The sequence below is a fragment of the Pseudomonas sp. PAGU 2196 genome, from assembly GCF_022179005.1.
Lineage (GTDB): Bacteria > Pseudomonadota > Gammaproteobacteria > Pseudomonadales > Pseudomonadaceae > Aquipseudomonas > Aquipseudomonas kermanshahensis.
In genome coordinates, this window is sequence record NZ_BNTL01000012.1 from 102255 (window position 1) to 114839 (window position 12585).

Here is a 12585-nt window from a genome sequence, read left to right on the forward strand (position 1 = left end):
CGATGAACACGCTCACCCTGCCGGCCCCGGCCAAGCTCAACCTGTGGCTGCACATCATCGGCCGCCGCCCTGACGGTTACCACGAGCTGGAAACCGTCTTCCAGTTCCTCGACCACGCCGACGAATTGACCTTCGCCCTGCGTGAAGACGGCGTAATCCGCCTGCACACCGACATCGAGGCGGTGCCCCACGACAGCAACCTGATCGTACGCGCCGCACGCAAACTGCAAGCGCAATCCGGCACAACGCTTGGCGCCGACATCTGGCTGACCAAGGTCTTGCCCATGGGCGGTGGCATCGGTGGCGGCAGCTCGGATGCCGCGACCACCCTGCTGGCGCTGGCGCACTTATGGCAACTGGGCTGGGATGAAGACCGCCTGGCGGCCCTGGGCCTAAGCCTGGGCGCCGACGTGCCGGTATTCGTTCGCGGCCACGCGGCATTCGCCCAGGGTGTCGGCGAACAACTGACCCCGGTCGACCCCGACGAACCCTGGTATGTCGTGCTGGTGCCGCAAGTGTCTGTCAGTACTGTAGAAATTTTTTCACATCCGCAGTTGACACGTGATTCCCTCCCCCTTAAGATGCGCCCCGTTCCCGAGGGAAACAGTCGAAATGACTGCCAGCGGGTGGTTGAGCAGCGGTATCCAGAAGTTCGAAACGCATTGAATTCTCTGGGTAAATTCACCGAAGCTAGACTAACCGGAACTGGAAGTTGTGTGTTTGGGGCCTTCCCAAGCAAAGCCGAAGCTGATAAAGTTCTGGCCCTTCTTTCAGCGACCCAAACAGGGTTTGTGGCGAAAGGAAGCAATATTTCGATGTTGCATCGCAAGCTACAAAGTCTGGTCAAGAAGTCGAGTGCATAGCGCTCGCAGCAACAGATACAGGGGCGTCGCCAAGCGGTAAGGCAGCAGGTTTTGATCCTGCCATGCGTTGGTTCGAATCCAGCCGCCCCTGCCATTTTCCTTATACTCATCCAGGTATACCCTCAGCCTTCAGGTACTGCGCGTGTCCAAGATGATGGTCTTTACGGGGAACGCTAACCCCGATCTGGCTCGGCGTGTCGTACGTCAGCTGCATATCCCTCTCGGTGACGTCTCTGTCGGTAAATTCTCCGACGGCGAGATCAGCACTGAGATCAATGAAAATGTCCGCGGTAAAGACGTCTTCATTATTCAGCCGACCTGTGCCCCGACCAACGATAACCTGATGGAACTGGTAGTGATGGCCGACGCCTTCCGCCGCTCCTCAGCATCCCGAATCACCGCCGTGATTCCTTACTTCGGATACGCCCGCCAGGACCGCCGTCCGCGTTCGGCACGTGTTGCTATCAGCGCCAAAGTCGTCGCTGACATGCTCACTGTCGTAGGTATCGACCGTGTACTCACCGTCGACCTGCACGCTGACCAGATCCAGGGTTTCTTCGATATTCCTGTCGACAACATTTACGGCTCGCCCGTATTGGTCGACGATATCGAAGACCAGCGTTTCGAGAACCTGATGATCGTCTCCCCGGACATCGGTGGTGTCGTGCGCGCACGCGCCGTCGCCAAGTCCCTGGGTGTCGATCTGGGTATCATCGATAAACGCCGCGAAAAGGCTAACCACTCCGAGGTTATGCACATCATCGGCGACGTCGAAGGGCGCACTTGCATCCTGGTAGACGACATGGTCGACACCGCCGGCACCCTGTGCCACGCGGCCAAAGCCCTGAAAGAACACGGCGCTGCCAAGGTTTACGCCTACTGCACGCACCCTGTCCTGTCGGGCCGCGCGATCGAGAACATCGAGAAGTCGGTACTGGACGAGCTGGTGGTGACCAACACCGTTCCGCTGTCCGCCGCTGCTCAAGCCTGTGACCGTATCCGCCAGTTGGATATCGCACCGGTTGTCGCTGAAGCGGTACGCCGCATCAGCAATGAAGAATCGATCAGTGCGATGTTCCGCTAAGCGGAACACGTGTTGATGTGAAGCGCCCCGCCCCAGCATGTGTTGGGGCGGGGCTTTTTTGCCCACCCCGTTTGGCGCTGGTCGCAAACGCCTGCGGGAGATGGCTATTTTGGAGAAGCAAAATGACTGATTTCATCCTGAACGCCCAAAAGCGTACTGACCTGGGGAAAGGTGCGAGCCGCCGCCTGCGTCACTCGCTGAGCATCCCTGCCGTTGTCTACGGTGGCGGTAAAGACGCCGAGTCCCTGACCATCGTGTCGAAGGAAATCGCCAAACTGTTCGAAAACGAAGCTGCCTACAGCCACGTGATCGAGCTGAACGTTGACGGCGTCAAGCAAAACGTCATCGTCAAGGCCATGCAGCGCCACCCAGCCAAGCAATTCATCATGCACGCTGACTTCGTTCGCGTCGTTGCTGGCCAGAAGCTGACCGCCAAGGTTCCGGTTCACTTCATCGGCGAAGAAGCCCCGATCAAGAAAGGCGGCGAGATCTCGCACGTTGTTTCCGAGATCGAAGTTTCTTGCGAAGCCAAAGACCTGCCTGAGTTCATCGAAGTTGACCTGGCCAACGCCGAAGTCGGCAGCATCATCCACCTGTCGGACCTGAAAGCTCCGAAAGGCGTAGAGTTCGTCGCTCTGGCCCACGGTGATGACAAAGCTGTTGCCAACGTTCACGCGCCACGCGTTGCTCCAGAAGCTGAAGGCGCTGCCGAGTAATCCACTCGCACGCCGGTGTTGATCGGGTTACAGTGCCCCGCGCCCTGTAACCCACCAACTCCAAGGAAGAGCCCCTGACGTGACCGCCATCCAGTTGATCGTTGGCCTGGGTAACCCCGGCCCCGAATACGAACAGACCCGGCATAACGCAGGGGCTCTTTTCGTTGAACGCATTGCCAGCGCCCAGCGCGTCTCCTTGACCGCTGACCGCAAGTATTTCGGCCTGACGGCTAAATTCAGCCATCAGGGCAACGACGTTCGTCTGCTCATTCCCACCACCTACATGAACCGTAGCGGCCAGTCCGTGGCGGCCTTGGCCAATTTCTTCCGCATCAAGCCGGAAGCGATCCTGGTGGCGCATGACGAACTCGACCTGCCTCCAGGCGTCGCCAAGCTCAAACGCGGCGGCGGCCATGGTGGGCACAACGGCCTGCGCGACATCATCGCGCAGCTCGGCAACCAGAACGACTTCCACCGCCTGCGGCTTGGCATTGGCCACCCGGGCGACGCCAAACTGGTCTCCAACTTCGTCCTGGGCCGCGCGCCGCGCGCCGAGCAGGAGAAGCTCGATGCCAGCATCGATTTTGCCCTCGGCGTGCTGCCAGATGTCCTCGCTGGCGATTTCGCCAAGGCGATGCGCGAACTGCACAGCCAGAAGGCCTGATTTCCTAGAGAGGGAATACCCATGGGTTTCAATTGCGGCATCGTCGGCCTGCCCAACGTCGGCAAGTCCACCCTGTTCAACGCCCTGACCAAGTCTGGCATCGCGGCGGAGAACTTCCCTTTCTGCACCATCGAGCCGAACAGCGGCATCGTGCCGATGCCCGACGCGCGCCTGGCTGCACTGGCGGAAATCGTCAAGCCTAACCGCATCCTGCCGACCACCATGGAATTCGTCGACATCGCAGGCCTGGTGGCGGGCGCTTCGAAAGGTGAAGGCCTGGGCAACAAGTTCCTCGCCAACATCCGCGAGACCGATGCCATCGCCCACGTGGTGCGCTGCTTCGAAGACGAGAACGTGATTCACGTTTCCAACAGCGTCGACCCCAAGCGTGACATCGAGATCATCGACCTCGAGCTGATCTTCGCCGACCTCGACAGCTGCGAGAAGCAACTGCAGAAGGTTGCCCGCAACGCCAAGGGCGGCGACAAGGAAGCCCTGGCGCAAAAGGCCATCCTGGAAAAGCTGATCCCGCACTTCACCGAAGGCAAGCCCGCGCGCAGCCTGATGAAGCACATGGCTGACGACGAAAAGGCCGTCATCCGTGGCTTCCACCTGCTGACCAGCAAGCCGGTGATGTACATCGCCAACGTCGCTGAAGACGGCTTCGACAACAACCCGCACCTGGACGTAGTCCGTGCCATCGCCGAAGAAGAAGGCGCGGTCGTGGTGCCGGTCTGCAACAAGATCGAAGCCGAAATCGCCGAGCTGGACGACGGTGAAGAGAAAGACATGTTCCTCGAGGCCCTGGGCCTGGAAGAGCCTGGCCTGAACCGCGTGATCCGTGCCGGTTACGAGCTGCTGAACCTGCAGACCTACTTCACTGCCGGTGTGCAGGAAGTCCGCGCCTGGACCGTCCGCGTCGGCGCCACCGCGCCACAGGCCGCCGGTGTTATCCACACCGACTTCGAAAAAGGCTTCATCCGCGCCGAAGTGGTAGCGTATGACGACTTCATCCAGTTCAAGGGTGAAAGCGGCGCCAAGGAAGCCGGTAAATGGCGCCTGGAAGGTAAAGACTACATCGTCAAAGACGGTGACGTGATGCACTTCCGCTTCAACGTCTGATGGGCGCCGTGGGATTCCACGGTACTTGAAAGACTTCAAAACCCCCGTGATCGCCAAGCGATACGGGGGTTTTGTGTTTTTGGGCCACCATTTTCATCCATTGAGATCCGAGCGTTCCTTGACTAGTCTTCCGGGTACGACGCCCATAACCCGATTTCAAAAACCGGGTATGGCGAAAACCGGAGATCAGACGATGCTTACTGATACCCAATGCCGCACCGCGAAGCCCAAGGACAAGCCTTACAAACTCACGGATGGAAAAGGCCTGTATCTCGAGGTCAAACCCAACGGCACCAAAGCGTGGCGTTACCGCTTCAGCATCCGTATCACAGACACCGCCAAGGAAAGCACCTTCGCGGTGGGTGACTATGCCATTGCGCCCCGTGGTGAGAGTGATGAGGACGCCTTGGCACGTCGTAAAGGTCGACGCTTCACACTGGCAGAAGCACGCGAAGAACGCCTCAAAGCCCGAGACCTAGTGAAACAAGGTATCAATCCCGCCAGACATCGACAACTGCTGCGCATCAAGCAGCAGCAAGACAACGCCACTACATTCGAGGCGGTCGCGCGGGAGTGGCTGGCACTCTAAAGACTGGGAAGACATCACAAAGGTCAAGCGCCTAGAAATGCTCGAACGCGTAGTGTTTCCGAAGATTGGTCCGTGGTCGATCAAAAGCATCACCCCCGCCCACATCCTGGACGCGCTCACCACCTCAGTGAAGAAAAACGGTCTGACGGTCGCTGCGGCGGCCAAACGGAACATGTCCGGTATTTTTGAACTCGCCGTCTCGACGCTGCGAGCAGATACAGACCCGGTCTATCCAGTGCGCCGCGCCCTGCCCGCTAACAAAACGCAGCACAAACGTCCGCTGACGACCGATGAAATTGGCCAGCTTTTACGCGACGTGGAAGGCCACTGCGGGCGCCATGAAACCGAAGTCGCCTTTCGCCTGATGTGGCTAACGTTATGCCGCCCAAATGAAGCGGTCGAAGCCCGCTGGGAAGAGTTCGACCTAGACGCGGCTCGCTGGCGTATCCCGGCTGAGCGAATGAAGAAGCGTAAAGAGCACAACGTGCCCCTGCCAACTCAGGCTGTCGCAGTGTTACGAGGCTTGCAAACCGTCACTGGCAAATACGAGCACCTCTTCCCCCATCGAGATGAACGCTCGAAACCCATGGTCGCGGCGTCGTTTCGCCAGATGCTGAAATCCCTGGGCTGGAGTGGGAAGTACAGCCCTCATGCCACCAGGACCACGGGGAGCACCCGCCTCAATGAATTGGGCTATCCGGGAGACTGGATTGAGCGTTAACTTGCCCATGCTGAACCGAACGCGGTGCGACGCACCTACAATCAGGCGGAATACTTGGCAGATCGCACAGTCATGATGCAGCAGTGGGCAGATATGCTCGACGCATGGATGCGCGGGGCAACGAATATTACGCCGATCACCAAGAGCATGGCCCGATAATGACGCGTCCACGGTGTGGCGACAGCGGCGACACTGGCGACATCCCACGTGCGACTTGGCCGGCAGCAGGCGACATCGGTGGCGACTGTCGCCGTGGTACGACGTGAACGACGGCTTTTCAGTCAAAGTCCCTGCGCATAGAAAGGCTCCGCATTCCCATGCACAGGGGCTCGCATCAAGAAGGCGACAAACGGCCCATCGTCCACTCACCACCACTCACGGTTACCTCTTTCCGCTATTGAATTTTGGCGCAATGAGCAATGCCTAACTTGATTGACCCAGCCATCCCACCGGCGCTAGAAAGAAGCCTCGAAGCGCTGCCGCTGGCAGCACCCAGGTGACCCGAACCTTCAAGGTCACGCCGCGTTATGCGGTGATTCTCCCAAGGGCGATTAGCATCCGGCAGCTCGCCCGGTCACCTTCCAGGTGATGGGTGCTCGCCCTCGTGCGCCAGCTACACCGTACTGCGCTGTCCTGCAGCAACCTAATCGCTTGGCCGATTCTTGCGCCAACTTGCGCCCGTTTATTTTTCCAGAAAAGAGACGGGCGCTCCTGACACCGCTGCAGCCCTGATCGCACATGGCTTTGCGGCAATCCACCTCGTGACAATCGGCGTGACAAACGCCGATGTCACCAGCAACAGCGCTGTAGATGATGGCGCCGCAGCCCAAGGAATGGACTGCACCTGACTGACAGTCAGGCATGCCCCGGTCATCGCATTGCTGCTTGCTTGTGGCTCAGGATCTCGCGGCGCTGGTCTCGTCAGTCAGTGCAGCCTCCACCCGCCCACCGCTATCGGTGATCAGGAGGCCAGATCATGAGATGCCCTTGCTCTTGGTCGTAAAGAGCCGCCAGTCCCGCGTCAGTGGACACCCTCACAGGTCGCAGGGGCCTTGATCCCTGATAACACTCAGCATTCTTGGCGGGATGACGTGAGGATGGACTTCAGGCTAGCTAAGAGAGGACACAGATCATGGCTGTAGTTGAAACGCGAGGTGGGTGGAAGGTCAGTCCCAAAACTAGCGAAGCCGGCCCCGTTCAAGCTTCACGAAAACCTGAAGTTGGACACCTCGTCATCGCAAGGGCTATTGTTTGGTAACCTCTACGCTTACCGGTTCACTGAGGATTGTAGCGAGAGGCTACAAGCTTCACCTGGGACGTAGAGGCTGAAGACGGTGATAGATACTAGCCTGGTGGCGAAGCTAAAGGCTGAGAACGCAAGATTGGTCGCCTTGCTGGATGCGCATGGCATCGATTGGCGTCTGCCGGCCGAGCCAGTCAAGATTGAGGTTGTTCAAGCAGAACACACACAACAATTTGGCACAGAAGCAAAGCTTGCCCTATTCCGGAGCTTGTTTCGTGGTAGGACAGACGTTTATCCAATTCGCTGGGAAAGCAAGGCAGGCAAATCAGGATACACTCCCGCCTGCGCAAATGAATGGAAACCTGGCGTTTGTGAAAAGCCCCGAATTAAATGCGGGGACTGCGGTAATCGTCAGCTACTTCCTCTCACCGATGAGGTCGTTTATCGCCATCTCGCTGGTGAAGTGGTTATTGGCATCTACCCTCTACTCCCGGATGACACCTGCTATCTTCTGGCGGTCGACTTTGATGAAGCCGAATGGCGTGATGATGCACGAGCCTTCGCTCAGTCGTGTCATGAACTGAACGTACCAATGGCACTGGAAATATCCCGTTCAGGTAAAGGCGCTCATTGCTGGATTTTCTTCAAGCAAAGTGTTCCCGCTCATGATGCCCGACGTCTTGGTGCGGCAATCATCAGCCATGCATGTGAACGTACACGCCAATTGGCACTCACTTCTTATGATCGGTTGCTCCCAAATCAGGACTACATGCCTAAAGGCGGCTTCGGAAATCTCATCGCACTTCCATTGCAAAAGCGAGCCAGAGCTCACAACAACAGCGTTTTTGTCGACAGCGAGCTTGAACCTTATCTCGATCAGTGGGCCTTCTTAGCATCGGTTCAGAAAATGCCTCCGGAGGATATTCCGTTCGTTGTCACCCAAGCGATGGGGAAGCAGGACCCTACAGGAGTCATGTATGTTGACGACGACGGCGATGCAGAACCTTGGAAGGCTCGTGAGTCTAAGTCACCAAAATTGACGTGCCCATTGCCAGCCTCTATCAACGTCACGCTGGCTAACATGATTTACTTTGAAAAGTCGGCGTTGCCGCAACCATTAGCAAACCAGCTTGTCCGGCTAGCCGCGTTTCAAAATCCCGAATTCTACAAAGCTCAAGCCATGCGCATGTCGGTGTGGAACAAGCCGAGAATAATCGGTTGCGCCCAGAACTTCCCCAAATATATTGCGCTGCCACGTGGCTGCCTGGATGTTGCACTGGAGCTGCTAGGGGTAAATGGCATCTCCCCTGAGTTTCAAGATGAACGCTTCGCCGGTGACCCGATTGACGTGAGTTTCCTCGGGACCTTGCGTCCAGACCAGGAAGATGCCATCGGCAAAATGCTGAATTATGATACCGGAATTCTTTGCGCACCTACGGCGTTCGGCAAAACGGTCAGCGCAGCTGCATTGATTGCTAGACGTGGCGTTAACACATTAATACTTGTGCATCGGACCGAATTATTAAGACAGTGGCAAGAACGCGTGCAAGCGTTCTTGGGTGTTGGCAAGGGTGTGGTTGGAACGATTGGGGGCGGAAAAGCAAAACCTACAGGCATCATCGATATTGCCGTAATGCAATCGTTATCGCGAAAAGGTGAGATCAGCGATCACGTAAAAAACTACGGGCAAATTATCGTCGATGAGTGTCATCACCTGTCAGCAGTGTCATTCGAGGCACTACTGAGAACCGCGACTGCGCGATACGTGCTGGGCCTTACGGCAACCCCAGTGCGACGAGATGGGCAACAGCCAATCATTTTCATGCAATGCGGACCGATCCGACACTCTGCCGCTCGACCGGCGAGCGCACCTCATGATCTATCTGTCGTACCTCGACTGCTGCCAAAGCCTGTGGTGGTCCCCGACGGTTCTGGAATCCAAGACGTTTTTCGGAAGTTAGCAGGCGACTCTGAGCGCACAGCCAAAATCGTCTCGGAGATCGAGCTGGCGTACAGCCAAGGTAGAAAAATTCTGGTGCTAACAGAGCGGACGGAGCATGTGGATACCTTGGAGTTGGAGTTGAAGCAGCGCGTGAACAACCTTTTCACACTTCATGGGCGAGTGCCTAAGAAACAACGAATTGCCCGTATGCATGAGCTTGAGTGCCTCCCCCCTGATGCACCACGAGTACTCTTGGCGACGGGAAAACTAGTGGGTGAAGGCTTCGATCATCCGCCATTGGACACGCTGGTGCTGGCAATGCCTATCTCATGGAAGGGAATCCTCCAGCAGTATGCAGGACGGTTGCATCGATCACATGCCGACAAAGCTGACGTGCGAGTGATCGACTTCGTTGACGAGGGGAATGCCGCGCTGGTGAGAATGTGGGATAAGCGCCAAGCAGGTTACAAAGCGATGGGCTACCGCATGACCGACCCCTTGATTACCATGGACTTACTTTGAATACGGTTTGACGGTTCATACGCCACTACTCCGCTGCAATCGCGAAACCATAGTTATCCTCAATATCCGGTTCGTTAGCCGCTTACACTCGAAACCCAATATCAGTCAGGTACTGCTCGGCAGTAGTGCCCAGACAAAAGCGAATGGTGGTAAAAAAACCCGGCCAACGTTGACGGTAATAGCGCTCCGCAAGTGAGCGCAAGGCTTCCTCAGGGCGAATGTTCTGAAGGCGCAAGCTCTTCTTATTGCGTTCTATATCCCAGTGAACACGTAAGCGCGCCTCACACAAGCGAACGCAATTGAGATTGAGCATATCGATTGTGTGCTGCACCAACTCCTGGGTACTAGGGTGCTTGTTCCCCGGCAGCGCCGTGCGGGCACAGGCCTGCTCATCGGGAAGCAATCGTCCTGTACTTCTCTCCAGGAAAAACAGGCTTGGGAAAGAAGGTAAATTTATTGGATTGATGACCCAGCCCTCGCAGCTTTCAGCAAGCTTGCCAGTTCCAATCATCTGATCCTTGTAGGCATCACAACTGAGGTTGGACGGTAACGGATCTAGCGCATAGGGCGCCGGCACATGGCGCTGAGATCCGCCCATGCAGACTGCGATCATGTTCTGCCAATCAAGTGCCCAGTTATGGGCCATCGCGGTATCCGATTTGGGATGAAAATGCTCCACTCGACACTTAAGTGAATCATTGTCGCGGATGTCAATTTCACAGTAGCCACACAGTCCGCCCTGCCCATTGACTAAGCGAAACCGGATAGCCTCGTACGCAGTTCGACCAGTTGCGTCGCCCCGCATCTGATCCCAAGTACTCCGCAAATTCCCTGCACGATACCCCGCCAGCTCATCGGGTTCATCAAGCCTAATGACTTGCTTCATTCACCCAACTCCCACTTACGATTCTCAATCTGAAGATCAGCATCAAGCAGTGCTGGCTCCTGCCCCTGATAGCGCTCATCTAGCTTTTTGCGCAGTTCCAGAGCTCGCGGACTACTCCACTGGTCTCTATCAACCAACGCCAGGTACTCCTTCAACTCTTGAGTCGCAAGGCTGGCTGGAGGACGTACTTCATCAAGACCCAGCACCTGCCGAAGCATACGCTCCGGCTCCGAGCCTTCGGTGCCTGGTGGCGCGGAATATACCTTATTGTCCTTCAGTATGCGGATGCACTCGGAAGGCACGGACGTCAACACTTGCGGGCTATGAGTGGTTATAACGAACTGGATTTGCGGGAATACTTCTCGCAATTGGGTAAGGATGATTTGCTGCCAACGCGGGTGCAGGTGCATGTCCACTTCGTCGATCAGCACCACGCCGCGTGTTTGCCTTGCTGCATCGCCCCCCAGATGAGGGTTGAGTTTGATACAGCGATAGGCGATATCACCGATCATGGCTAGCACACTTCGGATGCCATCGCTGAGTTGGTCAACATCCAAGGTGCCATGTAGGTCATGGCTGAGTACCAACGAGCTTTCCTGAGTTACGCTGAACTCCAACTGGTGCCATCCGGTCGTCGTACTGAGAAAGCTATCGATGGCTTGCTGAACAACACGAACACGATCTTCTGCAGCCTGCAGTTCCTCAACACGTGCGCGCCTTTCAAGCTGGCGAATTTGCTGTTCGCGCAGACTCTGAAATGCCCAGATGAACCATTCCTTGAAGTGCTTGTAGGATGAGGCCGGATCCAGGCAGTTCAGGTAGGCGAATGTGCGGACATAAAAGTCGGTTTCGCGAGTGTCATCTTTGCCTTTCAAATTTTCAGTCAGGCGCTTCTGCGCCCAGAGCCGCCCAGTACCGTAGTAGCCAAATACCGGCAGATCCAAAGTCGGCTTTTCCGGGTCTCGGATTTGATCCTGGACAGCACCAGCCCACTGCCGCATAAACCCAGTATCTCCGTCATCCTTGGTCTTGGTAGCTCTGGCTTCTTTATCTCGATAGCGAACCCATGTAGAGACTGCCCCGCTACCAAAGTCTCCAGACATAGTTACCCGAGCTGGTAACTGCCGGGCCATATCTCCACTGGTCAAACGCAACAGGCGCACGTCATCAATAGCGATAGCGTTACCAGGGTCATTGAATGCATTACGTGCGAGGTCGAAGCTATTGACAAAGGGCCAGAGCGCGATACGAATAGCATCCAACAGGGTTGATTTGCCCTGGCCATTTTCAGCCACCAATACGGTTAGCTGTGAATGCAAGGGGACTTCCAGATCTGCGTAACAGCGGAAGTTTTCCAGACGCAACAGATCCAGCTTCACAGGCTTTCCTCCGGCTTAATCACTAGGGATAACATCTCACTCAAGTAGCATTTGACTCTGGCAATGTCGAACTCCAGCTCGCCCTTGAATGGATGCTTAATGTAATAAAGGCTACTCACCTATCGGCCATCCACCAGTAAATTGGCAAGAATGTATTTTTCGTCCGGATTGTAGCGGGAGAAGATCTCGTTCTTGGTGTGCTCCGCGATCATCGGATCGAATAGATGCGCCAGTTGGATACACCACGCCTCCAAGGCCAGCTTGAATTCGCTAGCTGGGGCATCAACCGCCAGAGCTTTACTAGCCTGGGCCAGCTCAAGGCGGGGCTCGTCGCTGCGAAGCAGTATCTGGTCACCGTGACCACCGGCACATTTCTGGTAGCCGACGCGGACCGCCGAGTCACCAGCCTTGTCGACACTTGTGCCTTTAACCACCTCGTCGCCATGCAGGCCGCGAATCTGAGCGTCTTTTGCGATGTCCTCCAGACTGGCCATTCGAGTTTCTACAAATTGTCAACTTTATCAGTCTACTTGAATGCCGCCGACCTCGTCACTCGACCCTCTCAGAAAGAAAGCCTCTATACACGACGGCTTGGGCATCTGCTTGACGAGACGTCGGCTCCACCGAGGCAAATTCACCTGGCTTGGCCCGCGCCACGGTTCACAAATGAAGCTGAGCACCGAACTGCTACACACCTTGATACCGGGCTCACCATAGCAGAGAGGTTTGGTCAAATGCCTCAGCGTGCGGAGAAAAACGCAACCGCAGTGACAGCAAAGTCACACGCCACTCAAACCGGGCGCTAAACCGGGTATGACACATATCGACCCGTACTAAAACCCAGACCTTATGAG

The 12585-nt window shown here is 56.3% G+C and carries 10 protein-coding genes, 1 tRNA gene and 1 pseudogene; 9 read left to right on the forward strand and 3 right to left on the reverse strand.

Annotated features, from left to right (window positions below; all coding sequences use genetic code 11):
* Positions 1 to 2: 2 nt before the first annotated feature.
* From ispE to MFF34_RS13390, 8 genes and pseudogenes are all read left to right on the forward strand, one after another.
* Positions 3 to 863: a 4-(cytidine 5'-diphospho)-2-C-methyl-D-erythritol kinase gene (ispE, locus tag MFF34_RS13355; protein ID WP_085274109.1), complete on the forward strand. Its 861-nt coding sequence runs from the start codon at positions 3 to 5 to the stop codon at positions 861 to 863.
* A 19-nt stretch (positions 864 to 882) separates the two neighbouring features.
* Positions 883 to 957 (forward strand) — tRNA-Gln (locus MFF34_RS13360).
* A gap of 48 nt (positions 958 to 1005) precedes the next feature.
* Complete coding sequence (locus tag MFF34_RS13365) at positions 1006 to 1947, forward strand: ribose-phosphate pyrophosphokinase (protein ID WP_003247410.1); 942 nt, start codon at positions 1006 to 1008, stop codon at positions 1945 to 1947.
* A 122-nt stretch (positions 1948 to 2069) separates the two neighbouring features.
* The gene (locus tag MFF34_RS13370; protein ID WP_027594479.1) at positions 2070 to 2663 is read left to right on the forward strand and encodes a 50S ribosomal protein L25/general stress protein Ctc; all 594 of its coding nucleotides are present in this window, start codon (positions 2070 to 2072) and stop codon (positions 2661 to 2663) included.
* 79 nt (positions 2664 to 2742) lie between these two features.
* Positions 2743 to 3327, forward strand: a complete 585-nt coding sequence (pth, locus tag MFF34_RS13375; protein WP_008099045.1) for an aminoacyl-tRNA hydrolase — start codon at positions 2743 to 2745, stop codon at positions 3325 to 3327.
* Between the two features lie 21 nt (positions 3328 to 3348).
* Positions 3349 to 4449 (forward strand): redox-regulated ATPase YchF, encoded by a 1101-nt coding sequence (ychF, locus tag MFF34_RS13380; RefSeq protein ID WP_027594480.1) that lies wholly within the window; start codon positions 3349 to 3351, stop codon positions 4447 to 4449.
* 193 nt (positions 4450 to 4642) lie between these two features.
* Positions 4643 to 5918, forward strand: a pseudogene (locus MFF34_RS13385) (tyrosine-type recombinase/integrase).
* 1175 nt (positions 5919 to 7093) lie between these two features.
* Complete coding sequence (locus MFF34_RS13390; protein WP_238214535.1) at positions 7094 to 9466, forward strand: DEAD/DEAH box helicase family protein; 2373 nt, start codon at positions 7094 to 7096, stop codon at positions 9464 to 9466.
* 82 nt (positions 9467 to 9548) lie between these two features.
* On the opposite strand, the gene MFF34_RS13395 is transcribed toward MFF34_RS13390, so the two are convergent.
* The 3 genes from MFF34_RS13395 to MFF34_RS13405 form a co-directional block, all read right to left on the reverse strand.
* A complete protein-coding gene (locus tag MFF34_RS13395; RefSeq protein ID WP_027594482.1) occupies positions 9549 to 10352 on the reverse strand; it encodes a retron system putative HNH endonuclease in 804 nt (267 codons plus the stop codon).
* Positions 10349 to 11731 (reverse strand): AAA family ATPase, encoded by a 1383-nt coding sequence (locus MFF34_RS13400; RefSeq protein WP_054912439.1) that lies wholly within the window; start codon positions 11729 to 11731, stop codon positions 10349 to 10351. The genes MFF34_RS13395 and MFF34_RS13400 overlap by 4 nt, the downstream gene beginning before the upstream one ends.
* A gap of 119 nt (positions 11732 to 11850) precedes the next feature.
* Entirely contained in the window at positions 11851 to 12225 is a 375-nt protein-coding gene (locus tag MFF34_RS13405; RefSeq protein ID WP_238214537.1) for a hypothetical protein, read from the reverse strand.
* A 40-nt stretch (positions 12226 to 12265) separates the two neighbouring features.
* On the opposite strand from MFF34_RS13405, the gene tnpB reads away from it, so the two are divergent.
* The gene (gene tnpB, locus MFF34_RS28310; RefSeq protein WP_225876682.1) at positions 12266 to 12448 is read left to right on the forward strand and encodes a transposase; all 183 of its coding nucleotides are present in this window, start codon (positions 12266 to 12268) and stop codon (positions 12446 to 12448) included.
* The last annotated feature ends 137 nt before the right edge of the window (positions 12449 to 12585 follow it).